20 protein-coding genes and 2 pseudogenes are annotated in these 26,752 nt (G+C 50.6%); 10 read left to right on the top strand and 12 right to left on the bottom strand.

The genetic code is table 11. The features are described from left to right. The first annotated feature begins 350 nt into the window (after positions 1-350). Positions 351-1,223 (top strand): N-acetylmuramoyl-L-alanine amidase-like domain-containing protein, encoded by an 873-nt coding sequence (locus QZ310_RS10180; RefSeq protein ID WP_297072404.1) that lies wholly within the window; start codon positions 351-353, stop codon positions 1,221-1,223. Positions 1,224-1,234: 11 nt separating this feature from the next. On the opposite strand, the gene QZ310_RS10175 is transcribed toward QZ310_RS10180, so the two are convergent. After that, on the bottom strand, positions 1,235-2,485 hold the full coding sequence (locus tag QZ310_RS10175) for a sigma-54 dependent transcriptional regulator (RefSeq protein WP_297072401.1): 1,251 nt from the start codon (positions 2,483-2,485) through the stop codon (positions 1,235-1,237). Positions 2,486-2,522: 37 nt separating this feature from the next. Next, entirely contained in the window at positions 2,523-3,371 is an 849-nt protein-coding gene (locus QZ310_RS10170) for a lysophospholipid acyltransferase family protein (RefSeq protein ID WP_297072399.1), read from the bottom strand. Between the two features lie 234 nt (positions 3,372-3,605). On the opposite strand from QZ310_RS10170, the gene QZ310_RS10165 reads away from it, so the two are divergent. Beyond that, positions 3,606-4,796: an aminotransferase class I/II-fold pyridoxal phosphate-dependent enzyme gene (locus QZ310_RS10165; protein WP_297072397.1), complete on the top strand. Its 1,191-nt coding sequence runs from the start codon at positions 3,606-3,608 to the stop codon at positions 4,794-4,796. Positions 4,797-5,051: 255 nt separating this feature from the next. Here the strand turns inward: QZ310_RS10165 and QZ310_RS10160 are convergent, their stop codons facing one another. After that, entirely contained in the window at positions 5,052-6,041 is a 990-nt protein-coding gene (locus QZ310_RS10160) for a YitT family protein (RefSeq protein ID WP_297072395.1), read from the bottom strand. Between the two features lie 363 nt (positions 6,042-6,404). Between QZ310_RS10160 and rplM the strand changes: the two genes are divergently transcribed. From rplM to QZ310_RS10120, 8 genes and pseudogenes are all read left to right on the top strand, one after another. Beyond that, positions 6,405-6,884, top strand: a complete 480-nt coding sequence (gene rplM, locus QZ310_RS10155; RefSeq protein ID WP_297072393.1) for a 50S ribosomal protein L13 — start codon at positions 6,405-6,407, stop codon at positions 6,882-6,884. A 7-nt stretch (positions 6,885-6,891) separates the two neighbouring features. Continuing rightward, a complete protein-coding gene (rpsI, locus tag QZ310_RS10150; protein WP_297072391.1) occupies positions 6,892-7,278 on the top strand; it encodes a 30S ribosomal protein S9 in 387 nt (128 codons plus the stop codon). 289 nt (positions 7,279-7,567) lie between these two features. After that, positions 7,568-8,392 (top strand): 30S ribosomal protein S2, encoded by an 825-nt coding sequence (gene rpsB / locus QZ310_RS10145; RefSeq protein ID WP_297072390.1) that lies wholly within the window; start codon positions 7,568-7,570, stop codon positions 8,390-8,392. Positions 8,393-8,449: 57 nt separating this feature from the next. Continuing rightward, positions 8,450-9,442, top strand: a complete 993-nt coding sequence (gene tsf / locus QZ310_RS10140) for a translation elongation factor Ts (protein ID WP_297072389.1) — start codon at positions 8,450-8,452, stop codon at positions 9,440-9,442. Positions 9,443-9,696: 254 nt separating this feature from the next. Continuing rightward, a complete protein-coding gene (locus tag QZ310_RS10135; RefSeq protein WP_297072388.1) occupies positions 9,697-10,791 on the top strand; it encodes a sensor histidine kinase in 1,095 nt (364 codons plus the stop codon). 23 nt (positions 10,792-10,814) lie between these two features. Continuing rightward, positions 10,815-11,543, top strand: coding sequence for a LytTR family DNA-binding domain-containing protein (locus tag QZ310_RS10130; protein ID WP_297072387.1), 729 nt, complete (start codon positions 10,815-10,817; stop codon positions 11,541-11,543). An 822-nt stretch (positions 11,544-12,365) separates the two neighbouring features. Continuing rightward, positions 12,366-13,034: a hypothetical protein gene (locus tag QZ310_RS10125; RefSeq protein ID WP_297072386.1), complete on the top strand. Its 669-nt coding sequence runs from the start codon at positions 12,366-12,368 to the stop codon at positions 13,032-13,034. A 218-nt stretch (positions 13,035-13,252) separates the two neighbouring features. Then, a pseudogene (locus QZ310_RS10120) lies at positions 13,253-13,978 on the top strand (SDR family NAD(P)-dependent oxidoreductase); the annotation flags it as partial. Between the two features lie 438 nt (positions 13,979-14,416). On the opposite strand, the gene QZ310_RS10115 reads toward QZ310_RS10120, so the two are convergent. From QZ310_RS10115 to prfA, 9 genes and pseudogenes are all read right to left on the bottom strand, one after another. Continuing rightward, complete coding sequence (locus QZ310_RS10115) at positions 14,417-15,148, bottom strand: porin family protein (protein ID WP_297072385.1); 732 nt, start codon at positions 15,146-15,148, stop codon at positions 14,417-14,419. 9 nt (positions 15,149-15,157) lie between these two features. Beyond that, a complete protein-coding gene (locus tag QZ310_RS10110) occupies positions 15,158-16,993 on the bottom strand; it encodes a LysM peptidoglycan-binding domain-containing protein (RefSeq protein WP_297072384.1) in 1,836 nt (611 codons plus the stop codon). Positions 16,994-17,240: 247 nt separating this feature from the next. Continuing rightward, positions 17,241-17,801, bottom strand: a complete 561-nt coding sequence (locus QZ310_RS10105) for a LysM peptidoglycan-binding domain-containing protein (protein ID WP_297072383.1) — start codon at positions 17,799-17,801, stop codon at positions 17,241-17,243. Positions 17,802-17,816: 15 nt separating this feature from the next. Then, positions 17,817-18,122 carry a LysM domain-containing protein gene (locus tag QZ310_RS10100; RefSeq protein WP_297072382.1) on the bottom strand — a complete coding sequence of 102 codons (306 nt, stop codon included), beginning with the start codon at positions 18,120-18,122 and terminating at the stop codon, positions 17,817-17,819. Between the two features lie 259 nt (positions 18,123-18,381). Next, entirely contained in the window at positions 18,382-18,636 is a 255-nt protein-coding gene (locus tag QZ310_RS10095; protein WP_107033022.1) for a type B 50S ribosomal protein L31, read from the bottom strand. 123 nt (positions 18,637-18,759) lie between these two features. Continuing rightward, positions 18,760-21,744: a M64 family metallopeptidase gene (locus QZ310_RS10090; protein WP_297072381.1), complete on the bottom strand. Its 2,985-nt coding sequence runs from the start codon at positions 21,742-21,744 to the stop codon at positions 18,760-18,762. A gap of 1,709 nt (positions 21,745-23,453) precedes the next feature. Continuing rightward, positions 23,454-24,272: pseudogene (locus tag QZ310_RS10085) on the bottom strand (pectate lyase); the annotation flags it as partial. A 356-nt stretch (positions 24,273-24,628) separates the two neighbouring features. Then, on the bottom strand, positions 24,629-25,459 hold the full coding sequence (pyrF, locus tag QZ310_RS10080; RefSeq protein WP_297072380.1) for an orotidine-5'-phosphate decarboxylase: 831 nt from the start codon (positions 25,457-25,459) through the stop codon (positions 24,629-24,631). Positions 25,460-25,505: 46 nt separating this feature from the next. Beyond that, positions 25,506-26,615: a peptide chain release factor 1 gene (prfA, locus tag QZ310_RS10075; protein ID WP_297072379.1), complete on the bottom strand. Its 1,110-nt coding sequence runs from the start codon at positions 26,613-26,615 to the stop codon at positions 25,506-25,508. Positions 26,616-26,752: the final 137 nt, after the last annotated feature.

Below are 26,752 nucleotides of genomic sequence, written 5' to 3'. Positions count from 1 at the left end.
TCTTTAACAAGATTTTAACTTTTCTTTAACTTTTCATCGGCAAACCGAATCAAGCTTTTCAGCGTTTCAATCTTTACCGCCTCACCGCTGTGGGGCTTGCTCCTCAAAAGCGAGTGCAAAGGTAGGCACTTTCTGCATATCCTCCAAATTTTTACAGGTATTTTAACGCAAATTTAACACTATTCATCAACTATGGTCATTTTTAATTACAAAATTTCACATTTCAATCAAAAATGAAGACTTTAAAGACAAAGCTTATGGCACGGATATTTTGCCAAGAACAAAGAAATGAGTAATTTTGGGGAAACAAAAAAAGTCTCTCCTTAATTTTAACCTGAACCAGAAAACTCATGAAAAAAGTATCCACCTTATTATATATAGCGTTTTTCATGGTTGCACCGTTGGTCCACGGAGCGACTCACGACAATATCAGATGGCACAATGAAGCTGCCGACACGACCAACATAACAAATTTACTTATAAAAGCTACCAATTTCGGTGCCTCAAACCCGAATGAACTCATCGAATTCATCGGGAAAGAATTCATCGGCACCCCCTACAAAGGTGGAACTCTTGAAGGCAAGCCGGAGGCTCTCACCATAAACCTCGAAGAATTTGACTGCACGACGTTTGTCGAAACCGTCACAGCACTCGCTCTCACAATCGAAGAAGAAAAGAATTCCTGGCAAGACTTCGCCAACAGCCTCGAGACCTTGCGCTACCGCCAAGGTGAGGTCAACGGATATGCATCACGCCTTCACTACTTCAGTGACTGGATAGTCTCGAACACCCATCGCGGCATTGTAAAAGAGGTGACTGACCGCATCCCACAGTCGGATTCCCAAATTAAAACTCTCGACTTCATGTCGCGCAACCGTTCGGCCTACCCTGCCCTGGCTGACTCAGCAGACTATGCAGGCATCAAAAACATGGAGGTCGGATTCCGCTCCCACCGCTTCCCCTATATAAAATCAGCGCGCCTCACGGCCAAACAGGTCATGGGCGCACTAAAAGCGGGCGACATAATAGCATTGACGACAAAAACAAACGGTCTTGACGTGAGCCATGTCGGAATTCTTGTCATTGAAAAGGATGGTCCTCATCTGCTCCATGCTTCATCAAAGGAAGGGAAGGTAGTGATAGACAAACTCCCATTGACCGAATACATGCGCAAATCGCCAAACCTGACCGGCATCAGGGTTATCAGGCTTCAGGACCAATAGCCACTGAGCGGTTAGAGTTCAATTCCGTAATCCTTGATTTTCCTATACAGCGTGCGTTCTGAAATATTCAGTTCGCGCGCTGCTTCTTTACGCTTACCACCGTTGCGTTCAAGCGCACGGCGTATGGTATCGCGTTCAGTCTCCTCGAGTGTCACAGGCGAGGATTGGGATTCCGGCTGCAATGGCGCGCTGCCACACGGAGGCAGAGGCGAAGAAAACGGCTGGAATCTCACGAGAGATCGGACAGGCACATCATCGCCTGACGGAATCTCCTCGACAGGCTGAAAACCGCCGCCATGGCCGGACTGCGCTCCGGCGGAAAGCTCGTCGATTCTCGCGTTGAGCGATTCAATCTGACGCTGCAAACGAAGAATCATACCAAAAAGCGCATCACGCTCGGTGGAATACTCATGTGGATTCTCCTGATGCGCTGCGACAGGACTGTAGTTGACCGAGCCGACAGGCAGGAAAGTTCCCACCATCTCGCCATCAACAGTGTTGCCGGATTCGAAAAGCGCAATCTGCTCGACTATATTTTTCAACTGACGGACATTTCCCGGCCAACGGTAGCGCATGAGCATCCCACGTCCGGAATCGTCAAACGACACGGGCGGCATCGTGTAACGCTCGGCAAAGTCAGCAGCGAACTTGCGGGCAAGCAGAGTGATGTCATTGCCCCTCTCACGAAGAGGCGGGATATGGATGGACACTGTCGAAAGACGATAGTAAAGATCCTCTCTGAAACGTCCCTCCGCAACAGCCTTCGCCATGTCGACATTTGTCGCAGCCACTATGCGGACATTTGACTTCTGGACAGTCGAAGAGCCTACCTTGATGAATTCTCCGCTCTCCAACACACGCAGCAACCTGGCTTGAGTGGTTAATGGCAACTCAGCAACCTCGTCAAGAAATATCGTGCCGCCATCCGCCTCCTCGAAATATCCTTTTCGCGAAGAGATGGCCCCGGTGAACGAGCCTTTCTCATGGCCGAAGAGTTCCGAGTCAATGGTTCCTTCCGGAATTGCACCACAATTGACCGCAATATATTTAGCGTGTTTACGGGGCGAAAAGCCGTGGATAATCTTCGGAAAAAATTCCTTGCCCGTACCGCTCTCACCTGTGACGAGCACAGAGAGGTCGATTGGTGCCACCTGAATGGCACGCGAGATGGCGGCGATAAGACCGGGAGCATTCCCGACAATACCGTAACGCTGTTTTGCCTGCACTATTTCCGCAGGCAATTCCTGTAGATTAAGTTGCATGATTGAATTTCCTCTGGAATAAAGACAGGACCTGAAATCATTTAATCGACTGGAGCGAATATGTGCGCTCACGCAGGAAATCGCCGAGTTCCTTAAGCGAACCCGAATGAGCCTCAATCTCCTCGACAGTGATGGGATCCCCGACAGAGATGTGGAGGGTATCGTTCTTGCGACGGAACACTTCGGCAGGCAAACGCAGTGTGCGCAACTGCCAGCTCACTATTCCCAGGAAGCGGAACCACCAACTGTTGTAACCATGGAAGAAAATAGGAATCACCGGCACCTTCAACTGCTGAATGAGACGGATGATGGACTCGCGCCACTCGCGGTCCTCGAATTTCAGATGCTTATTATAATTGCCGACAGCACCGGCGGGGAAAAATCCGATCGGATGCCCCTTGCGCACCTGCATTATCGCCTCCTTTATACCCTTCATCGAGACAGCCTTCTTCGCAGGATCATCGCTTGCAGTCTGGTCAACGGCTATGAAATTGGGGCGCATGGCCACGATATAGTTGAGAATCATGTTGACCATCACCTTGAAATCTGGACGGCGACGACCGATTATATCAATAAGCGTGATGCCGTCCAACGCACCGAAAGGATGGTTGCTGATGGTGATGAATGCGCCCTCGGGAAGATTGTCGAGCACCTTCTCATTGTCGATGCGCAGCTTTATGTTCAGATCCTCCAGCAAGCCGCGGCAAAACTGCGGGCCGGGAGTGTCGAAATTATGATCGTGAATCCAATTCACCTTGTCGATGTCAAGAACCTTCATGAACCACTCGACCAGACGGCGCTTTCCCTTGAAAAAAGGAGCCATCTTCACTATATCGTCATAGTCAAGCACAGTTCGCTTGACAGTTGTAGTTTCGCTTGTTTCCATTATTTATACCTTAGTATTATCTTGCAAAATTAACAAAAATCCCCCAATCCTCACTTACACCTGCGAACATAAGGCCAAAATCGTTGACTAAAAGGGAACGAAAAAGCCCCGTTTCGTAAAATTAACAAATAAAACGCGCACAAAAAGTATAAAAATGTGAAAAAATTCCTAACTTTGCCCACCGCAAAAATAAGCATAGTCATATAGTTTAATCGCGGAAGCAAGTTACCGATTATGAATTTACTACAGAAGAAACTATCACAATACACAGCGCCGCAGCAAGCCAAGGCAGCAGGAGTTTACCCCTATTTTCGCGCCATTTCAAGCGAACAGGATCCTGAGGTCATCATCAACGGCAAGAAAGTATTGATGTTCGGCTCGAACTGCTACACCGGCCTCGTAAACGACCCGCGAATCAAGGAAGCAGCCATCGAAGCAACCCGCAAATATGGTACAGGCTGCGCCGGTTCTCCGTTTCTCAACGGCACCCTCGACATCCACAAGGAACTTGAGGCAAAGCTCGCCGAATACACCGGCAAGGAAGACGTGATGATCTACTCCACCGGTTTCGGTGTGAACCTCGGTGTCGTCTCTGCCCTCACCGGCCGTGAGGACTACATCCTCTGGGACGAACAGGACCACGCCTCAATCATCGAAGGCCGTCGCCTCTCCTTCAGCCAGCAGCTCAAATACAAGCACAACGACATGGAGTCGCTCGAAAAGCAGCTCCAGAAATGCGACCCCGACAAAGTGAAGCTCATTGTCAGCGACAGTGTCTTCTCAATGGAGGGCGACATCGCGAATATACCCGGCATGGTGGAACTTGCCAAGAAATACAACGCAAGCATCATGATTGACGAAGCCCACGGCATCGGCGTGTTCGGCGAAGGCGGACGCGGCCTCGTGAACCACTACGGCTTGACCGATGATGTGGATCTCATCATGGGTACCTTCTCTAAATCATTCGCATCACTCGGCGGCTTCATCGCGACCAACAAAGAAGTCACCAACTTCCTCCGCCACCACTCGCGCTCCTACATCTTCACTGCAAGCATCACACCGGCCTCCACTGCAGCAGCACTGAAAGCCCTCGAAATCATGCAGACCGAACCGGAGCGTCAGGAAAACCTCTGGAAGCTCACCAACCATGCGCTCGACGGATTCCGCTCACAGGGATTTGAGATCGGCCACACATCGACCCCTATCATCCCCCTCTTCATCCGTGACGACTTCAAGACATTCGCCATCACACGCGACCTCCTTGAAGAAGGCATCTTCGTCAATCCCGTCGTATCGCCCGCCGTCGCCCCGACCGACACTCTCATCCGCTTCTCGCTGATGGCCACACACTCGATGGAACAGGTCGACCGCGCGCTCGAGACAATCACCCGCGTATTCCGCAAATACGACCTCCTGCCGAAGTAAAGTCCTCCTCCGGACACTTTACCGATAAAAAATCAACGCGCATTTCCGAAATCTCAGGAAATGCGCGTTGATTTTTTATTGATTGTCTTTTTAATAAAAAATAAGTGAATCATAGACAATCCAAATATCCATAAACAAAATCAATTAGATCAAGTAAAGGCCGGAGTATAGGGATGTGAATATTTCTATTCGCTGCAAAGATACAACTATTTCACAAATAAACAAAATTTTCAGCAATTTCCTTACTAATTGCAATCAATCAGCCTCGGAATTTTTAGAATTGACAGCCAGGGCTGCGTCTGAGCCTACTTCCTGCGTCGATGCGGAATCTGCCTCTTCGCCGAGTTTCTTGCTCAACTCCTCATCGGCTTTCAGCTTGATAGGGTCGAAACCCTGACCATACACACCGTTCACGTTAGCCTGAGTGATGAAGGCATTCGGATCCACATCCTTCACAATACGGAAGATTGTCACGGATTCAATCTTTCGGCTGACCACAAGTAGAATCTTGATCGGCTGTTTCGTATACCAGCCCATCCCGTCGAGAACCGTCACACCGCGACGGCCATACTTGTTCACCGCAGTGGCAATCTTCTCCCAATGCTTCGATATGATGATGAACTGCACCGCCTGACGGTTGGTATTAATCATCAGGTCCACCATATATGTAATGATAAACAGGACGATGAAACCGTAGACCACCGTAGTTATATTATGAAAGAACAGGTAGCTCGACGAAATAATAGCGAAATCCACATAGAGCATCGTTCGTCCGACAGTGACATTGGTCTTCTTCGCCACTATAGCCGCGACAATATCCGTGCCGCCGGTACTGCCGTTGTGGATAAACACAATTCCAAGAGCAAGTCCCGAAAGGACAGAACCGATACACACACTCATGAACGGCTGCCCGGGAATCAGAGGCCCGTCAAAGAGCGGAGGCATGAGCGTGACCACAAGCGAAACCGCCGTAGCACCATAGATGGTCTTGTAGACAAACGTCCGTCCGACCACTCTCCACGCAACCGCAAGCAGCGAAAGGTTGATTGCATACTGAGTGATACCGATAAGATACACATTGCCGGTCAGAAAATAAACGATGGTACCCACACCCGTAACACCCCCTATGACCACCTTTTCAGGCAGGATGAAGGCCGAAAAACCTAAACCGTAGATAAGCACAGCAAGCGTGATCATGATATAGTCACGACTCGACATCCAGAGCTTTTTTCTCGAAAAAGTCATATTATTTAAGTGATAAATGATTATGACGCAAATTTATGTTTTTTAAACATACCCTCCAAATTGATTTCACCCGTCGGTCCGACTTCCTGATACCCCCCGACACCCGCAACATTATAAATCCGCATCAAAAACGCTCGGTTTTGTAACGATTCTTTGCACCTTGGCCAAAGTTGATTCGCAAAATAAACAAACCCACTGAATTGTTAAAGATTCATAAAACACATTTGCTAATCGCCGAAAAATGACTACCTTTGCAGACCGATTATGTCCAATTAATAAACCCGGTTGCATCCGGCCGAAGCTTTTGGCCAAGCCAAGCCAGCGTGCAATCAAAAGTAACTTTCTATTAATTAAACATTTAACGTGGATACTTTAAGCTACAAGACCATTACTCCCAACGCACAGAGCGTTGAACACAACTGGGTCGTTATCGACGCTACCGATCAGGTGCTCGGTCGCCTTTGTGCAAAAGTCGCCCTTATCCTTCGTGGTAAGAACAAGCCCAGCTACTCACCCAACATCGAGTGCGGCGACAACGTTATCATCATCAACGCCGACAAGGTTCGTCTCACCGGCAAAAAGTGGACTGACCGCGAATATCTTTCTTACACCGGCTATCCCGGAGGTCAGCGTGTCGCTACTCCCGAGATCATGATGAAGAAATCTCTCAACAAGCACATCAAGCCCGGTTACCACCCCCTCTTCACAAAGGTTGTAAAGGGTATGCTTCCCAAAAACCGCCTCGGTCGCGCCATCATCGGCAACATGCATGTCTACAATGGCCCCAACCATCCCCACGAAGCACAGAATCCTATTGTTATTGACATCAACAAAATTAAATAATTGAAGAATGGAATCAGTTAATGCAGTTGGCCGCCGTAAAGCTGCCGTAGCTCGCGTGATCGTTAAAGAAGGAAACGGTCAAATCACCATCAACAAACGTCCCCTCGATGTTTACTTCCCCTCTTCCATCCTTCAGTATATCGTAAAGCAGCCCCTGAGCACCCTCGAAGCTACTGAAAAGTACGACATCAAGGTCAACCTCAACGGTGGTGGCTACAAAGGCCAGGCTGAGGCTCTCCGTCTCGCTATCGCCCGCGCTCTCGTAAAGATCAACCCCGAGGACAAGCACGCACTCCGCGTCGAAGGCTTCATGACCCGCGACCCGCGCGTCGTTGAACGTAAAAAGCCCGGTCGTCCCAAAGCACGCAAGCGCTTCCAGTTCTCAAAGCGTTAATCTTACCCCGACGATTAAAAATTTCAGTTTTAAAGTACTTGGAGCCAACCTCCCCGGAAAAGTCAGAGCTTAGGGCTTAGAGTATATGTTTAAAATCACTTAGAGTGTATATTTAAAATCAAGGGCCTATCCCCTCTATACTCTATACTTTATACTCTATACTTTAATCTCTATACTCAATACTTTATACTTTAAAACCCGTGTTTAGTATCTAAACCGCCGAGATGGACACGTTCCCTACTCCCCGGTTGTAATTTTCAAAAGAACGTAAACAACATTTCAAACGACAATGTCAACTCCCAATTTTGACCAACTCCTCGAAGCAGGTTGCCATTTTGGCCACATGAAAAGAAAATGGAATCCTGCTATGGCTCCTTACATCTTCATGGAGCGCAACGGTATCCACATCATCGACCTCTATAAGACTCAGGCCAAGCTCGAAGAAGCTGCAGCAGCCCTCCGCAACATCGCAAAGGGTGGCAAGAAAATCCTTTTCGTAGCTACCAAGAAGCAGGCCAAGGAAATCCTCGCTGACAAGGCTCAGAGCGTCAACATGCCCTACGTTATCGAACGTTGGCCCGGTGGTATGCTCACCAACTTCCCCACAATCCGCAAGGCTGTGAAGAAGATGACCTCTATCGACAAGATGCAGAAGGACGGAACTTTCGACAACCTCTCAAAGCGCGAAAAGCTCCAGATCTCTCGTCAGCGCGCCAAACTCGAGAAGAACCTCGGTTCAATCGCTGACCTCAACCGTCTTCCCTCCGCACTCTTCATCGTTGACGTTTGCAAGGAACACATCGCTGTTGCCGAAGCAAACCGTCTCGGTATCCCCGTGTTCGCTATCGTCGACACCAACTCTGATCCCTCTAACGTTGATTTCGTAATCCCCGCAAACGACGACGCATCAAAGTCAATCGAGCTCATCCTCAACACCGTTTGCTCTGCAATCAGCGAAGGTCTCGAAGAGCGCAAGGTTGAAAAGGCCGACGAAAAGGCTGCCGGCGAGAACGCCGACGCTCCCCGTCGCGAACGCCGTCGCGTCAACCGCAAGGACGAAGCCGAGGAAGAAGTTGTAGCTGAAGCAGCAGCTGAGGCTCCCGCCGCTGAATAATCGGCATCCCCAACCAATCCATTAAATTCAACAACCCCATTAAAACTCCAGAATAATATGGCAGTAACAATGGCAGAAATCACCAAACTGCGCAACCTCACAAGCGCAGGTTTGATGGACTGCAAAAAAGCTCTTGCTGAAACTAACGGTGACATTGAAGCCGCTGTCGAAATCCTCCGCAAGAAGGGTCAGGCCGTAGCTGCAAAGCGTGAAGACCGTCAGGCTTCAGAAGGCTGCGTAATCGCCAGAACCGATGGCACTTTCGCAGCTGTCCTCGCCCTCAACTGCGAGACTGACTTCGTGGCTAAGAACGCCGGCTTCGTGGCTCTCGCCAACAAGCTCATGGACCTTGCCATGGCCAACAAGTTCAAAACCGTTGAGGAACTCAAGGCTTTCACCGTCGACGGCCAGACTGTTGCCGACCTCATCACCGAGGAAAGCGGCAAGACAGGCGAAAAGACCGAAATCGGTGCCTACGAAGTAGTTGAAGCTCCCACAACCGCCGCTTACAACCACTTCAACAACAAACTTGCAGCCATCGTTGGTTTCAACCTCGAAGGCGTTGATCCCCAGGTAGGTCGCGAAGTATGTATGCAGATCGCATCCATGAACCCCGTTGCTGTAAGCCGCGAAGACGTTCCCCAGGCCACTATCGACCAGGAAATCGCCGTAGCTGTTGAAAAGACCAAGCAGGAACAGGTTCGCAAGGCCGTTGAAGCAGCTCTCAAGAAAGCTGGCCTCAACCCCAACCACTTCGACTCTGAGGACCACATCGAATCAAACATCTCCAAGGGCTGGATCACCGAGGAAGACGCAGCTAAGGGTCGCGAAATCATCAAGACCACTGCCGAAGCCAAGGCCGCTAACCTCCCCGAGGCTATGATTCAGAACATCGCCAACGGTCGTCTCAACAAGTTCTTCAAGGAGTCTTGCCTCATGGAACAGGAATATGTCCAGGACAGCAAGCTCACTGTCGGCCAGTTCCTCGACAGCACTCAGAAGGGCCTCGTTGTAGTAGCCTTCAAGCGTGTTAACCTCAATCAGGATTAATCCAATCCGCTGAAAGTCATAACAACGCACTATACCTTGAACGGTTGCCGCCTGCACTGTCAGAACGGCAACCGTTCAACTTTTTTTGAACAGTCACCTCCACTCCCCACCGCAATCGTTAACAATATTTCATATTCCCCGCCATCACGAATCATCTTTGTCGGTGAAAACCAAACTCCTGTCCATCTGATTTGTAAGGACAGTAAAAAAAAATTACATTTGCGCTTATCTTTCACCAAATCAGAGTCGCAGCCATGAGAGAAATACTCACCCGACAGCGGGTCAATACCTTTCTGACCCACTTACTCTGCATAATCATCCTTTTCATCCTGCCCGAGATTATCACAAGTCTTGCCAACCCCGGTCGTCCTATAAAACCGTGGATGTACACCAAGACTTTCGTCTTCCTCGGAGTCTTCTATGTGAACTACTACTGGATCATCGAGCGTTCTCTCGACAAGCCCAAACGTTTCATCCGCTTCTTCGGCTACAACCTCATTCTCATCCTCATCTCCCTCGGATTCATATATCTCATCTGGCGGTTCAAGGGTCACTTCGGAGGGAAGACTCCACTGCGGAACCACGTCGACCCGACAGAATGGATGTATCTCGCCAAAGCTGCAGGCATCCTTTCGCGCGACCTCGTGATGCTCATCCTCGTCATCGGATTCGCCACAGCGCTCCGCCTCGGCGACAAATGGATACAGCTTGACCGACGCCGTCAGGACATGCTCAACTCCCAGCGCGAGGAAGAACTGAAAAATCTCAAAAGCCAGTTGAACCCTCATTTCCTATTCAACACACTCAACTCAATCTACGCCCTCATCGCAATCTCCCCTCAGAAAGCCCAGTCGGCTGTCCACGAACTCAGCCGCCTTCTCCGCTATGTCCTCTACGACACTTCCGCAACCGTCAGCCTGAAACAGGAACTCGATTTCATCGACACCTACATCAGCCTGATGAAGCTGCGCCTCAATTCCGCAATCAAACTTGATGTCAGACTCGATGGAGGCAAGGATGACAACATCCCTGTTGCCCCCCTCCTCTTTATCACTCTCATTGAAAATGTATTCAAACATGGTATCCACAATCCATCCGTACCCCTCCAAATTTCCGTGACCGCAACCGACGGCGTCATCAGATGCACGACATCCAACGGACTTCCCCCGGCCGACACTGTCACTAACGTTGAAACCAAAAACACCGAAGGAGGTATCGGCCTTGCCAACCTCCGCCGCCGCCTCGACCTAATCTACGGCAACAACGCCGACCTGAAGGTGGACACCTCTGACGGAAACTACAACGTTTCCCTTACAATCAACACAAATTCATCAAAGCTTATACGTTAACCTTACATACTTCTATAACCAATATGTCACTCCGCTGCTGCGTCATTGACGACGAACCCCTCGCTTCCGGTCTTATTGCGTCATATATTGAAAAGACCCCGTTCATGGAACTCATTGGAGAATACTCATCTCCAAAGGATGCCATATCAGCCATACTCAACAACAATGTGGATGTCGTTTTTCTCGACATACAGATGCCACAGCTCAACGGCATAGAATTTGCCAAGATAATCCCACCGACAACAAGAATCATCTTCACAACCGCCTATTCGACCTATGCCGTCGACGGATTCAAAGTCAACGCTCTCGACTATCTTCTCAAGCCCGTCAGCTACGAGGAATTTCTCGCTGCCGCCAATCGCGCGCTCAACTGGTATGACCTCACCCGCCGTTCCCAGCCAAATCTTGCCGACGCAGCCGCCGACAGCGAATACATCATCATCAAGAGCGAATACAAACTCGTCCAGATCAAAGTCGACGACATCCTCTATGTTGAAGGACTGAAAGACTACGTCAAAATCTATCTTGACGGCACCGACAAGTCAATCATGACACTCCTCAGCATGAAGACACTCGAACAAACCCTTCCCCAGAGCCGCTTCATGCGCGTGCACCGCTCCTTCATTGTCAACCTCTCCAAAATCCGCATCATCGAGCGCAACCGCATCCTCTTCGGTAAAGTCCAGATTCCCATTTCCGACAGCTACAAGGACGCCTTCTCCGACTTCATCAGCCGCCGCACCCTCGGCTAACACCCCAACATTAAAGACGCCTCGCCTATCCCCGCCTATCCCCTACAGAATACATCAACAGTCAAGCCCCCACAGAGGAAACACCCCCGATTAATATCTCCATAGAAATAATCCGCATGGCAACCGGAAAGCTGCGCAACAGCGATGCACTGATAGCCCCACCACGAGCGGACAAATCCGCACGGCAACCGGAAAGCTGCGCAGCAGCGATGCGCTGGTAGCCCCACCACGAGCGGACGGATGCGAGCGACGACCGAAGGTCAAAGCTCGTATCCGGAAGCGAGGCGTGGGGTAAATGGACAATTCTCCACAATGGGCATCGAAGATGTCCGGCAATACTATCCGCCACCAACCATTGGAAAAATCGTCACCCTCCTCAGGCGACAAAACCAAAAACAACAGAGGGTCAGTCATCACGACCAACCCTCTGTTGCTTTATACTTAACCCACTCATTGCCAAGAGTGGAGTAATTACAAATGGAAGCTAAATTAATCTCGTATTACAGAGAGCAAACAATTTTCATCTGCTCTCACTAATAAGACGCATAATGACCCCGAATAGTTACACATAGACATCAAATTTTCAGATAAATTAACATATCTCATACGTTTTGACCCACTTCAACGTCGATTCATAAACGTTAAAATCAGTTAATAACTTGTTTTCATTTATTTTTAAGTGTAAATTTGCCAATCAATTGAGCTACGGCTATTTCACCATGAAAATGTCTTAACGAAATTAGATACCAACAATTTAACCACATTTTGAAAATTTATTTACAAAATAATTTCTAACCTTTTATTAACTTAAATCAATCGTTTATGAAGAAAATCTTTACTCTTCTTGCTGCCGCTGCTGTAACCCTTTCAGCCATGGCTGACACAATGATTCTTTCTAACCCAGGTAAAGTTAAGCAGAACATTCTCGCCGGAGCAGATCTTGGCACTGATGTACCCGACGGATGGCAAATGCAGTGCATGAATGAAGCAAAAAATCTTGAAGCTGGAACCGCATCATTCGATATTAACGGAAACCAATATATTCCTATCAAGTTCTCTAATGGAGCTCAAAACACTGTTACACTTCCCGACGGTCTTGTTGCTACTAAGGTAACTTTCTACACAACAATTAACAAAGACGCGGCAACTCAACGTCCTTGCTACTGGGCTGAAGCTGGCGGTGTTGAATACACTCTCGAAGACAACCATGGCATTATCGAATCTTTCAAAGATTATGGAAATCCTAACATCCAGTCTTTCGACCTCAACAACCTCAACCAGTTCACATTCAAGAACGCTGGCGAACAGCCATTTGCCGTTCTCGAAGTTGAATATACCAAGGGTGACACTTCTGCCATCACCGACATCGCTGCTGACGAAAACGCTCCTGTTGAATACTTCAACCTCCAGGGTATGCGCGTAGAGAACCCCGCAAACGGTCTCTTCATCAAGCGTCAGGGTTCAAAGGTAAGCAAGGTTATCATTAAGTAATCCCCGCTACTGACAACAATCTTTCATTCCCTACATAACAGGTCGGCCGACAGACTCATGTGTCGGCCGACCTCATTTTTTCCACATCCATCAGCAAACTTTTCACAATCCTTAAACTATCCGCCAGTTCCCGACGTTTTTAACAATAGACCGAAAGGGTAAAAACCGCCCTCGGATTATTACTCACTTATCAACAAAACCCACCCACACAAACTGAGATGAAACGCATCGTAATCATGGGCGCAACCTCCGGCATCGGCCTCCGGGTTGCTGAAATATTCGCCAAAGCAGGATGGATGGTTGGCGCAGCCGGCCGCAAAGAAAAAGTATTGAGAAAACTTCAATCCGACTTTCCCGAGCGCATACGCTACGCACAGATCAACATCGACGACCCAGCAGCCGTCTCCAAACTCCAGGACCTCATCAACCGTCTCGGAGGAATGGACATTTACTTCCACATCTCAGGTATCGGCTACGAGAATGAAGCCCTGATTACCGACCACGACACCGCTACGGCAACCACCAACGTCGTCGGCTTCACGCGCATGATAGACACCGCCTTCCGCTACTTCCGCTCCCACGGCGGACACGGACGCATCGCAGCCATAACATCCGTTGCAGGAACCAAAGGCATCGGCGAACTTGCATCCTACTCCGCTTCGAAAAAATATCAGCAGACCTATCTGACCGCGCTCTCCCAACTCGCCCGCATCCAGCAACTCGACATATCCTTCACCGACATCCGTCCGGGCTGGATACGCACACCGCTTCTCAACCCCGACCGCATCTACCCGATGACCATGAGCCTCGACTACGCCGTCGTCCGCATTGTCCGCGCCATCATCGCACGCAAGCGCGTATGCGTGGTCGACTGGCGCTGGAATCTCCTTGTCGACGCATGGCAGCTCCTCCCCAACTGCATCTGGGAACGCCTCCCCATCCGCGTATCCACTCCCGCAACACCTGCCGAAGACAAGACTGACACCAAAATCGAAAAACAGCTCCAAGTCCCCGCCCCTCCCGCACAAGTCCCCTCAATCAAACCGGAAAGCAAGCAAATCCCGGAACCAAAGCAAATCCCGGAACCCCAAAAACCGGAAAGCAAGCCAATCCCGGAACCAAAACAAATCGAGCAAGGAAAAGAGCCCGAAAAATCAAAGACAATCAGCTGAAAAAAAGCTTATCTCCAGAAAAAACACCGCAGGAGCGGTTAGCGCAACGCTAACCGCTCCTGCCTTATATTTCCAGCTATCTATCGGCCTTATCAGCCCTATTGGCCCTATTTAACTTATTAGCCCTATTAGCCTTATTAGCCCTATTTGGCCTATTAGACCTATCAGCCCTATTGGGCCTATTTGCCCTATTAGCCTTATAAATCCCTCCTACCTCACTCTTATCATATACTTCAAAGTAACTTCAATCGACTGGTTTCTCGATGCCGCAAAAAAGTCCCTTTTCGAATCCTTGTAGATATTACCCAATCCGAAATAATACCTGCCTTCGAGCAAGAATGAATGTTTGCGCTTGACAATAAACTCAATGCCTGCGCCACCGGCGATACCATAGTCAAACTTCCGGTCTATGGGCATGTTCAACTGCTCGTTAGTGCGGTAGCCCTGCGGGAAATCAGGAATCGACTTATAATTCTCATAGTCAAAATTCGCACTGATATTGTCCGACAGCATGAAGCTCACCTCCGGTCCAAGATTGAAGAAACCCCTGACCTTGTTGGAGCCGAAATAGATATGTGTCATCAGAGGGATTGACACATAATTGAGGGTGCGGGTATACTTGAACTGCGGAGCCTCATCCTCAGCGAAATCCTCATCCCATCCGCGCTGGATGAAATTAATTTCCGCGATAAGTCCGAAATACTTCTCTTCCGTATAGCGCGCAGCCACACCCATCGTCATACCCTGGGTGAATTTCTGATGCACCTCAGGAGAAAAAGACATGCGCGACAACGTCGCACCCGCCTTGCCTCCGATTGCGAAATTCGGAGAATACTCCCTTTGAGCCAAAGCGACCCTGGGCACCGACAGCAGACCTATTGCAAAAAGCGGTCCAAGCAGCTTCCGGAGACCGCGACATGATATGATACTGTTGAAATTCATGCGCATTTTTTACAGATTAGTCTTCTCGACCATTCCACCCGGACGGTAGTTAATCAGGTAAAGAAGACGGTTGCAATCACCGGCGGCTCCCTGCGGAACAAAGAAGTCGAAACCGTTCTGGACACCGTCATAGAGGCCGGTAGCACCCTTCAGATAGTTAAGCGCAAACATTCCGGTGTCGAAACCGAGCATACCCTGACGTGGCACGGCATTCTCCATTCCGGCACCATACCACTCCTTGAACTTGTTTTCAAGACTGCGCGAACGGGGATTGTTCTCATCGTCAAAGAAACGCGAGTAGACGGTGGTGTTAAGATTGTGCATATTGGCAAGAGTCTCCCCACGGAAAGTAATCCATTCGGGGTAGCCCATCACCTTGACCGAAGGCAGCACAACCTCGTCGCGCCACTCAATGATGGCGGGAAGAAGACGGTTGACGTCGCTCTGTCGGCCTGATGTCGGGACAAATGTATAGTTGCCTTCCGATGCAAGCGTCTTAAGGTCGTTGACAGTCAGACGGCCATCGACATTAATAGTCTTATAGACGATACCCTTGGCATCAAGAGCCGCCTTCAGCGCATCGACCACCTCACCCTTGTCGTTCATACCGTCCGACAGATTGAGGAACACAGGCATGGTTCCCGCCATGCGCGAGGCCATTGCATTGACAGCCTTTTCAAGCATGAGACCCGAAGGAATATTGCCCTGCATCACCGACGGATTTGTCAGATATGTCTCATCGCGCACAATGAAGTTGTTGAGAACCTTCATGCCGTTGACGCGGCCATAGTCGCTGATGAGAGCGAACTGCTCGACATTGTCGGGCGCGATAATCATGCGGTGGTTTCTGAGTTCGGGATTCGCAAGAATCTCACGGACCTTGCTGATGCTACCCTCCGTGTCATAGACACTTATGCGGACAGGAGTGCCGTTGTTGCGCAGACTGTCGGCTGCAAGGAGGAAACCTTTATAGAATTCAGTGTAGCGCTGTGCGCTCTTCGAGGGAGTCTCCTCATTGAGCATGAAAGGAAGGATGACGGCCACCGAGAGTTCCGACGACTGCGGAGTCACGCCCGAAGCGGCTGCAAGCTCATCAACACCAATGGTTTTTGTACTGTCGTTGACAGCGGCAAGACCGGGAGCCGATGCCGCGCCTCCTGCTGAAGCCTGACCGCCCGCCGAAGGAATATTCAGCACCTGGCCCTCACGCAACACAGTGATACCGGGGTTGGCGGCTTCAAGCTCTCCAACCGTGATGCCGTGGGCATTGGCGATGGAATAGAAAGTCTCCTTTTTCTTTACGATATAGCCTTCGTTGGCCGCCGAAGCGGCTGCTGTCCGCAAAGCCTGTTCCTGAGCCTGGGGCTGGACCGAAGGCGACATGGCATGATCCTTCGAGGGAATGGACAGATGGAGCGTCTGGCCTGCTTTCAGCCCCTCGCTGACAATCGGATTCTGACGTATCAGCTCGTCGGTCGAAATGCCGTAGTGAGTAGCTATACCATAGATGGTCTGACCCTTCTCGACATAGTGCGACACCATCGTCACCCCATGCTGCGCGGCATTTGACGGAGTGAGCGTCGCGCCCTCATCGACAGGGAAAAAGAGCATTGTGCCCGCACGCAGACCGTCGGCCACAGTCGGATTATACTGCACCAGCTCTTCCTTGGTGATTCCAAGGCGATGACAAATTGAATAGACAGTCTCTTTGGCCGTAACCTCATAGTAATGATAGCTACGACCGTTTACCTCACGCGTGGGTAAATCCTTTACCGAGGCATTTATTACGCCAAGCGCTGCCCAAGCCATGAGGACAGCCGAGATGCTTAGTCGGGTGAATTTCATATAATAAAATCTGTTCGGTGCAAATCCGTTTAAATTACATGCAAATTTACGCAGAATTATTCAGACTGCAAAGCCTTTGCGCCCCAACGCCTCTCCGACATTGCCAAAAACCGTTAATGCAGCAACGCATCCGGCTTCCTCTCACTCCGGATGAAAGATATACTGTTGATTTTCAACCGATGTGATAGGGATAGCGACGGATGCGTTGCAATGCAGCCGACCCGGAGTCTGTTGCCCGGACCGCCGTTCAGGGATGATTCTTCTGATGGACAGGGATGTGGAGGATCTGGCCTTCGCGCAACACCGTCACGCCGGGATTTGCAGCCTCAAGTTCCTCTACGGTAATACCGTGGGCCATTGCGATTGAGTAGAACGTCTCCTTTTTCTTCACGACATAACCGGCCTTACGGACAGAAGCGTTTGCCGACTGACGGCCATGTGTTGTTGCCGCCGATGAAGATGACGCGTTATATGCTCCTGTGCGGGCTGTCGCCGCCACAGCGTTTGATGTGGACGCTGAATTCGTGTAGGCTCCTGTCGATGTTGTTGAAGCTGCCGGAGCTGCGTAGGCCGAAGAGTGTACCGGCTGAACGGTAGCTGCCGGAGTCGCTGCACTTGCTGCCGGAGTCGCGGACGCAGGCGTTCCTTGAGAGGCATAGCCCTTGGCCGGAATCGTCAGGTGGAGTGTCTGACCGGCCTTAAGCCCGTTGGCCACAATGGGATTCTGACGGATAAGCTCATCGGTCGTAATCCCATAGTGCGTGGCAAGACCATAGATGGTCTGTCCGCGCTCGACATAATGCGACACGACTGTGACACCATGCTACCGGCTACCGGCAGTCGGAGCTGCCTGGACGGCCTGCGGATTCATGGCATCCACCGGAAAAACGAGCACTGTGCCTGCACGAAGACCGTCGGCCACTTTCGGATTGTATTTCACAACCTCGTCCTTCGTGACGCCAAGCTTCTTACAAATCGTGTAGAGGGTCTCTTTCGACGTGACCTCGTAATGATAATACTTTTTGCCATCAACCGTAAGCATAGGTAAATCCTTGACTGAGGCGTTAGCAAAACCAACCGTGCCACACATCATTAGAATGGCTAAAATTGTTACTCTGGTGATTTTCATAAATTAAAATATTCGATCGGGATAAGTTGGGTTAAATCACATTGCAAATATAAGTAGAAATATCAAGACTTCAAAGACATCAGCGACAAGCGGAGCAATTTCATGCCACTGATGACCACTTGACAGCTCCATACCACCATTGCGGGAGCCGCCCTGAAAGGCCGGATGCAACACGCGCTCCACAATCCCGGCCCTGACGGACTACGGTTTTGCGGAGCGCGCGTTATGCGTTGAAGCAAATAATCGAGACAGCCCGATATTATTTCTTCTTGCGGTTGCCGTAGCGGCTCATGAACTTGTCCACGCGACCTGCGGTGTCGACAAGCTTCTGCTTACCGGTGAAGAAGGGGTGTGACGAGCTGGTGATTTCAAGCTTGACCAAAGGATAGGTCACGCCGTCAACTTCGATAGTTTCCTTTGATGCGACAGTAGAACGGGTGATGAAGATTTCATCATTTGACATGTCCTTGAATACTACTTCGCGGTAGTTGGAAGGATGGAGATCTGCTTTCATTTTCTTATCTGGAGTTTTTTGTTGTCAAAGTTACCGAAATGCGCTGGTAGGACGCGTGGATTCGTAATGGCGGTGCAAAGGTAAGGATTTAAATCGACTTATCAAAACTCTTGCACTCTTTTTTCATTCACTTACATAGAAATCAATTAGCTTCGCGAGGGCTTCACGGCAAGCGGGACAGAAAACCGGCCATGCGTTGTCGCGCATACGGCAACGGTCGGCTGGACGGTAGACTCCATGAAACGTATAGCCCCCACCCTCATAGACTCCGAGCGGATACTTTTCAGCATCTGCAACGGGTGTCGGTACCGGCGTTCCCTCCGCAAGCTGCGACTTCCACTTGCTATCGAAATCAACAAGTGTGGTGAGATTCGGCTCCCACGGCTCAACATCAAGTGGATAGCTGTTGTCCATCACGTCACCTTCATAGAAATATTCGTCCGCGAGACCTCCGAAACTGTGGCCGAACTCATGGACTACGACCGGACGGAAATCCTTGTGGCGGGAGGTGGTGAGGGTATAGCTGTTGTAGATGCCGCCACCGCCATATTCCTCCGTGTTGGCGAGTATGATGATATGCTCGTAGGGTATGCCCGCAATCGCGTCGTGGATGTCCTTGACATGGAGGGTCGTAAGATAGCGGTCAGAATAGAACGTGCTGAAATTCGACGAGAATGCCGTCGACTTCCAGTCGTCGAGACGCGGGACACTCACTCCGGACTCCTCCGAAGGTGTGGCCACCGCGACGAAATTGAACTTTGAGGCGCGTTCCTTGAAGGGATCATAGCCGAGAATCGACTCTACAGCCACCTCGGCATGACGGTAGAAACTGTCCATCTCATCCTTCTTGTAGCCCTCGGCAAGAATCACCACATCAATTGCCTCCGCCGGATCGCCTCCGCGATGGATGTAGCGATGGTCGGGGAGCTTGCCATCTCCCTTCTTGGCAATCAGTATGTCCTTCGGGTCAAAACGATGTTTCATCCCTGCTATCCGTTTATGACGGTTGTCGAGAAGGTCAATATATATGGTAGCCGGCTCTTTTGGATAGGGCACGAGCACACAATGCTCAAACGCCTTCGGGGTCTGTGTCGATTCCTCGGTCGAAAGCCATTCATGATAGAGCGACGAGAACGAGGTGCGGTAGAGCGTATCGCCAGTTGCCTCGGAGCATACGGTCACAGTTCCGTTGCCTTGCAGCGGAAGTTCCGACAGGTGGAAACGCCGTCCTGCCCACCCCTTCATCGAGGACTGACCTGACAGATGAACTGCGCGCTCCCCTTCCGGTGTCGCCGAGAAGAGATAGTCAAGACGCAGGGTGCGGTCATGGAAATTCTTGTCGAAGAATGCGGATGAGAAATGCTTCTTACCACCCATCAGTTTTCCGTCGGTCAATCCGGCCTCCATGATGGGAGCGACAAGCGAATTCATGTAGACTTCAAGATTTGTATAGCCCGCCTCGGCAAGCTCGCTGCCGTCCGAAGCATTTTTCGGGTCGAGGCCGTTGGCCTTCTCCCATGCGTCGGGCATTCCGTCGCCGTCGGTGTCACGCGGAGCTTTTTCGCTTTTGAGTTCCGGCCAGCCACGGCTACCGTCGGCATACACCACTTCATCCTGAGAATTGATGATACCCCCCTTGCCGAAACTTGCCTTTCCGCTGCGGGTATCGGCGATGACAATCTCGTCGTATGCGTCACGTCTGAGCGAGGCACCGGCATAGTCGAGCACAAGCTCGTAGGCCTTCTCTGCCGTATGGGTCGTTGTCGGAGCATATTCCATCGGTGAATCCAGACATATCTCGCGCTCCAGTGCCGAATCCCAGTAGTTGTCGAAATCCTTCGGCTGTATCTGGTCGATGACTCCGAGTTTCCAGTTGTCGTCACCGACAGCGGCTATCTCATGGTTGACATTTCCGCGCACATAGAAGCGCCCCCATTTGTGGAGCATCGGAGTCCAGACATTCCATTTGACATTGATTTTCTTACCATCTATATCCACCATATTGTCAGTCATATCAATGTCGAATACGCGTCCTCCTATCTCCACCTGATTCTTTCCGTCGGCAGGCTGACCGGAGCGCGTCCCCTTGACGTCATCTTTTGTGAACGAAGTGCCGAAAAGGGCATTGTAGTCCTCAGCGAGCTTACGGGTGTTGAGACAATAGCGGACTGTGCGGATGCCTGGACTTGCGATGCGCTCGGGCATCATGTTGGTGGTCACGCCGGGGCGGAAATAGTTGTTGACGATGTTGACCGTCATGCCCTCGCCGCCATAGCAGCCGTTGGAACCGTAGTTGTAGATGACATTGTTGCGAAGGTCCATGCGCTCGTCGGTCTGAGTGTGGGGGCTCGGCCCGAGACGCGGAGTGCGGGAGGTGTGGTTGGCAATGAGGTTGTGGTGGAAGCTCGCACCGCTGCCTCCCCAGTTGCCGCCGTAGCCGTGAGGGCCCTTCTGGTGTCCGCTGTCATGCAGACTGTGGGATGCGATACACCACTGCACCGTGCAATCCCTCATGCCGTAGACCGACAGACACTCGTCAATGCTCCAACTGACCGAGCAATGGTCAACGATGACATTGCGGTGGCCGCTTCCTCCCAAGCCGTCACCCTCATGGTGTGCCACCTGACGGTCACCGAGACGGAAACGCATGAAACGGAGAATCACATTGTCGGCCTGAATCGTGAAGGGGAAGTCAGCGATACAGACACCGTCGCCGGGAGCTGTCTGTCCGGCTATCGTCACATCCGGCTGCTCCAGACGCAACTGCGACTTCAGATAGATAGTTCCGGAGACATCAAACACGATTGTACGCCGTCCGGGTTGATTGCAGGCATAACGGAAAGAGCCCGGAAGGTCGTTATCATCAAGAGTAGTGACATGATAAACTGCTCCTCCACGGCCTCCTGTCGTATAGCGGCCGAAACCCTCCGCTCCGGGAAAAGCCGGAACCGGATCGGCATTTATTCCAGCCGAAAGCGGATCGGAATTCACACCTGCTGAAAGCGGATCGGAATTCACCCCTGCCGAAAGCGCAGCGGCATTCACACCTGCCGAAAGCGCGGCGGGCCAGATGACCAATGCCGAAAGAAGGCATTTTAATTTATTCATGATGAATGTTGGTATTATACATGATGAATGTTGGTATTATAAATGTAAAAAACCTGTAGGGACGCTTTTCAAAGCGTCCGCTATGACCACGGATATTCCGCGAATCAGGTTGCGGACGCTTTGAAAAGCGTCCCTACAAAATTAATACAAAATTAATGCAAAATTAATACAATTAATACAAATCAATGCAATAATGATTATCGCACGATGAATTTCTTACCGTCGCGGATATAGACACCGGGAAGAAGCGGTTCATGAACCTCAACACCCATGATGTTGTAAATCTTGCCATTGCCCTTCACGTCATCGGAATCTGTGATAATATCCTCGATTGCGCTGGTAGAGCCCTTGACAGCATGGATGGTCAGCTTCAGACCAAGCTGTTGACCTGCAGGACGGAAAACGAACTGTGAAACCGGAGTGTCGAACATCTTGGTATATTCCTTATAGACATTCTCACCCTTGGCACCATCGTCAATCTTGGCCGGGAAAATAAATTCGCTGCTTGTATCCTCACCGTTGACAGACTGCATATAGCCGTCGGCACCGGTCGCATTGGCATAGCCATAGAAAGTCACACCTTCGGCAATAAGACCTTCTGGCATTGCAACTGTAAAATTCACATTTCGTGAGAACTTGATACAATCCTCAACACCATTGGAATAGCCCTTATCCGTAAGAATGTCAATGCCGTTCGAGAAGTGCCATACACCTGTCTCCGAACCGTCGGAAGTACTGATGGCAAGCACATAATCCTCATGCTTCACCTCACCGTCACCTCCATTGGGATCGTAAACCGGCAACTCAACGGCATCGTCAGCGAAAGTAAGCTCGCCGTTGAGCATCTTGCCGTTGGCGTTTCCGGCCTCCATGATATGGGCAACGATTGAATTGAGGTAAAGCTCCAGATTTGTGAAACCGCTGTCGGAAGCCTTTGCACCGTCAGTGGCATCATTCGGGTCAAGACCGTTGGCGGTTTCCCAGTCGTCGGGCATACCGTCGCCGTCGCTGTCCTTCATAGCCTGAGTGGACTTCAATGCGGGAAGCACACCGTCGAGTTCAGTGCCCGAGGGATATGTCACATCATCGGGGACATTGATGAAGCCTCTGTCAAGACCACTTCCCGTTCCGGAATTTGCGACATTGTTCTTCGCGTCGTTGACAACCATCTCGTCAAGAGCATCACGCTTAAGGGATGCACCGGCGTAGGCCAACACATTCGTATAGGCATCCTGCGGGCTATGGGTAGTCGTATAGACATATTCTATCGGGAGATCACGCCTCATGTCCTGCTTGGTGTTGGTCCATGAAGCCTCATCCGGACAATTCTCATAACGTGAAATCTGGTCATAGACACCTAAGCCCCAGTTGTCGGATTTCACAGCAGAGATATTGTGGTTCTCATTACCGTCAACATAATATGTGCCGAGCAGATGCAGCGCGGGAGCGTATGCGTTCCAACTGATATTCACAGTCTTGTCGTCGACAGTAATCTTGTTGTCATCTGAAATTTCATATCTCTTTCCTGATATTGTCACACATTTCTTTCCGTTGACAAATGAACCCTTGATGCTGCTGGTCGAGATGCTGGTACCCATCGCATTATTGTAGGCAGTGGCTATCTTTGTCTTGTCGAGACAGTAGTCCACCGTGCGGATTCCGACCGAGGCGATACGGGTTTCCTTGGTCTTGCCCGAATACTTGTTGCCGGGACCGGGCTTGTAGAAATTGTTGACAATATTCACATTCATGCCCTCACCGCCATAGCAGCTCTCACCTGAGTAGTTGAACATGACGTTGTTGCGCATATCCATGACTTCGTTGAGCTGAGTGGATGGACGCGGACCGAGGCGGGGCGAACGCGATGTGTGATGGGCAAGGAGATTGTGGTGATACGAACCGTATTCGCCACCCCAGTTGCCGCCGTAGCCATGACCTCCCTTGCTATGACCGGAGTTGACAAGGCTCTGCGAGACGATACACCACTGGACGGTGGTGTTGTGAGTTCCGCTGAACGAAAGACATTCATCAATACTCCAACTGACAGAGCAGTGGTCAACAATGATGTCGCGCTGGTCGAGCGAACCGAGGCCGTCCCAACCGTCCGCTCCGTCTTTCGTCACATTTGCATTACCAAGACGGAAACGAAGGAAACGGAGGATGACATTGTTGGCCTTTATCGAAAACGGATAGTCTGCGATGCAGATACCGTCACCGGGCGCAGTCTGTCCGGCAATAGTCACGTTTCCGCTTCTCAATTGGAGTTCTGAATTAAGATGGATATTACCGGAAACATCAAAGACAATGGTGCGTGTGCCTGACTGATTGACGGCATAGCGCAAAGAGCCGGGTTCGCCTGTATCCTCAAGTGTTGTCACATGGTAGACCTTGCCGCCACGTCCGCCGGTCGTGTAGCGGCCATAGCCCTCAGCGCCGGGAAAAGCCTCAAGCTTGTCAATGGTCTCGCGGGCTGAAACGCCTACAGTACACAGTGCAGCCAAGGCTGAAATAAGTAAAGTTCTTTTCATATTGCAATGAAATGGTATAAAGATTTAATAAAAATCAAGACAGGGATATTTTTACAATAAGGTTAGCAAAATGTGAATCACAACTGACTAACTGTTACTATATCAATGTGCAAATATAGTTTTTTTACGCCAACTTTCAAAAAACGCCGCCTCCATCCCGACATGAAATAACTAAAAAAGTCAGATTTTAACATCAAATACTGAAATTATGGCGATGACTCCGGAGAAGACTGACTCAAATCTGCAAACACCGGCCCGGTTAGCACACTAAAAATGAAACGGCACCTGATTCAATGTCATCTGACAAGAACCAAGTGCCGTGAACTGTTATTTTTACAGGGATAAGACGCCCCTTATCAGATCACTCCGTAGGTTGAAAGGAGGATGGTCATGTGGTCGCGAAGCTTGCGGGCTTCCGCAGCGGCTGCTTCAGCAAAGTCCTCGCCGTTTGACGCATAGATGATGCCGCGCGATGAGTTGACAAGAAGACCGCACTCATGGGTCATGCCCCACTTGGCAACTTCCTCAAGACTGCCACCCTGCGCGCCCACACCGGGAACGAGGAGGAAGCTCTGTGGAGCCACACGGCGCACTTCGGCAAACATCGCGCCCTGGGTAGCGCCGACGACAAACATGAGATTCTCCGGGCTTCCCCACTTCTGTGCGGTTTCGAGAACCTGCTCGAAGAGGCGGGTGCCGGTCATGTCGGTACGGAACTGGAAATCATGGCTTCCGGGGTTGGATGTGAGCGCAAGCAGAATCACCCATTTTCCCTCATATTCCATGAAAGGCTTCACGCTGTCGAAGCCCATATAGGGAGCGACAGTGATGGCATCGACACCCATATTTTCAAAGAACGCGCGCGCGTAAAGCGACGATGTGTTACCGATGTCACCACGCTTTGCGTCAGCGATGATGAGCTGATCGGGATAATTCTCGCGGAGATACTTGACGGTGCGGTCGAGCGACTTCCATCCGTCAGTGCCAAGGCTCTCATAGAAAGCTGTGTTGGGCTTGTAGGCCACACAGTAGGGAGCTGTGGCATCAATGATGGCCTTGTTGAATGCGAAGATGGGATCTTCCTCGTTGAGAAGATGCTGCGGCACCTTCTTGATGTCAGTGTCGAGACCTACACAAAGAAACGAACCTTTCTTCTTGATCTGTTCAATGATTTGCTGGCGATTCATATTATTTATTGCTATTATTTTGTCTCTGAAATGTGTGTTGGGGGGATTAAAGTTCTGCGGCTTTCAGCTTCTCGGCGTTCTCGGCGATGGTGAGTTGGTCAATCACATCCTGGATGTCGCCGTCCATGAAGGCCTGCAGATTATATATGGTATAGTTGATTCGGTGGTCGGTGATTCGTCCCTGCGGATAGTTGTAGGTACGGATTTTGGCCGATCGGTCGCCTGTCGAAACAAGGGTCTTGCGGCGCGAGGCTATGTCGTCGATATACTTCTGATGCTCCTTGTCATATATAAAGGTGCGCAGGCGGCTCAACGCGCGCTCCTTGTTCTTGGGCTGGTCGCGGGTCTCCGTACACTCGATGAGAATCTCCTCAGTCTCGCCGGTGTTGGGATTGCGCCAGAGATAGCGCAGACGCACACCCGACTCGACCTTGTTGACGTTCTGACCGCCGGCACCGCCCGAACGGAAAGTGTCCCATTTGATTTCACCTTCGTTAATCTCAACGTCAAACGCCTCGGCTTCCGGAAGCACTGCGACTGTGGCAGCAGAGGTGTGGACTCGGCCCTGCGTCTCCGTTGCGGGGACACGCTGCACACGGTGGACACCGCTCTCATATTTCATCGTGCCATAGACATTCTCGCCTGTCACAGCCATAACGATTTCCTTGAAACCTCCGGCTGCGCCCTCGCTGAAACTGGTGACAGCGACATTCCAGCCTTTCGACTCGCAATACTTGACATACATCTTATATAGGTCACCTGCGAAGATTGCCGCCTCATCGCCACCCGTGCCACCACGGATTTCAACGATTGCATTCTTCCCATCCTCAGGGTCGGCCGGAATGAGCAGCAGTTTGATTTCCTCTTCGAGTCCGGGAAGAGCCGAGGTAGCCTCGTCGAGTTCCTCCTTGGCCATATCGCGGAGTTCAGGGTCATTTTCGGATGCAAGCACCTCGCGCGCCTCGTCGATATTGCCGAGGAGCGAACGGTACTGACGTGTCACTGCCGTAAGTTTCTCAAGGTCCTTGTATTCCTTGGTCAGACGGACGTAGCGTTTCATATCCTGAATCACGGAAGGGTCGGTAATCAGCGTGCCCACTTCCTCGAAGCGGGCCTCGATACCGTCCAGACGTGACAAGAGGGTGTTTTCTGCCATAATGAATTTCTACTTTTAGGTTGCAAATTTACGAAAATTCCCCGACATTTCTGTCTTCAAAGGTGGAAAAGCACTCTTCATCATGCGTTTTCCCGTCGGCGCAGGATGTCCCATTTCACGTTTCTCTTAACATTTTC

Source organism: uncultured Duncaniella sp., from assembly GCF_910577345.1.
Taxonomy (GTDB): Bacteria; Bacteroidota; Bacteroidia; order Bacteroidales; family Muribaculaceae; genus Duncaniella.
This window is presented reverse-complemented; position numbering and strand designations above follow the sequence as displayed.

Coding starts and splice junctions, on each gene's coding strand:
- QZ310_RS10135 (WP_297072388.1), top strand. CDS start 9,697: ATGAGAGAAATACTCACCCGACAGCGGGTCAATACCTTTCTGACCCAC.
- QZ310_RS10090 (WP_297072381.1), bottom strand. CDS start 21,744: ATGAATAAATTAAAATGCCTTCTTTCGGCATTGGTCATCTGGCCCGCC.
- QZ310_RS10125 (WP_297072386.1), top strand. CDS start 12,366: ATGAAGAAAATCTTTACTCTTCTTGCTGCCGCTGCTGTAACCCTTTCA.
- pyrF (WP_297072380.1), bottom strand. CDS start 25,459: ATGAATCGCCAGCAAATCATTGAACAGATCAAGAAGAAAGGTTCGTTT.
- QZ310_RS10100 (WP_297072382.1), bottom strand. CDS start 18,122: ATGAAAATCACCAGAGTAACAATTTTAGCCATTCTAATGATGTGTGGC.
- QZ310_RS10165 (WP_297072397.1), top strand. CDS start 3,606: ATGAATTTACTACAGAAGAAACTATCACAATACACAGCGCCGCAGCAA.
- rpsI (WP_297072391.1), top strand. CDS start 6,892: ATGGAATCAGTTAATGCAGTTGGCCGCCGTAAAGCTGCCGTAGCTCGC.
- QZ310_RS10115 (WP_297072385.1), bottom strand. CDS start 15,148: ATGAATTTCAACAGTATCATATCATGTCGCGGTCTCCGGAAGCTGCTT.
- rpsB (WP_297072390.1), top strand. CDS start 7,568: ATGTCAACTCCCAATTTTGACCAACTCCTCGAAGCAGGTTGCCATTTT.
- tsf (WP_297072389.1), top strand. CDS start 8,450: ATGGCAGTAACAATGGCAGAAATCACCAAACTGCGCAACCTCACAAGC.
- QZ310_RS10130 (WP_297072387.1), top strand. CDS start 10,815: ATGTCACTCCGCTGCTGCGTCATTGACGACGAACCCCTCGCTTCCGGT.
- QZ310_RS10180 (WP_297072404.1), top strand. CDS start 351: ATGAAAAAAGTATCCACCTTATTATATATAGCGTTTTTCATGGTTGCA.
- QZ310_RS10160 (WP_297072395.1), bottom strand. CDS start 6,041: ATGACTTTTTCGAGAAAAAAGCTCTGGATGTCGAGTCGTGACTATATC.
- QZ310_RS10175 (WP_297072401.1), bottom strand. CDS start 2,485: ATGCAACTTAATCTACAGGAATTGCCTGCGGAAATAGTGCAGGCAAAA.
- QZ310_RS10170 (WP_297072399.1), bottom strand. CDS start 3,371: ATGGAAACAAGCGAAACTACAACTGTCAAGCGAACTGTGCTTGACTAT.
- prfA (WP_297072379.1), bottom strand. CDS start 26,615: ATGGCAGAAAACACCCTCTTGTCACGTCTGGACGGTATCGAGGCCCGC.
- QZ310_RS10110 (WP_297072384.1), bottom strand. CDS start 16,993: ATGAAATTCACCCGACTAAGCATCTCGGCTGTCCTCATGGCTTGGGCA.
- QZ310_RS10095 (WP_107033022.1), bottom strand. CDS start 18,636: ATGAAAGCAGATCTCCATCCTTCCAACTACCGCGAAGTAGTATTCAAG.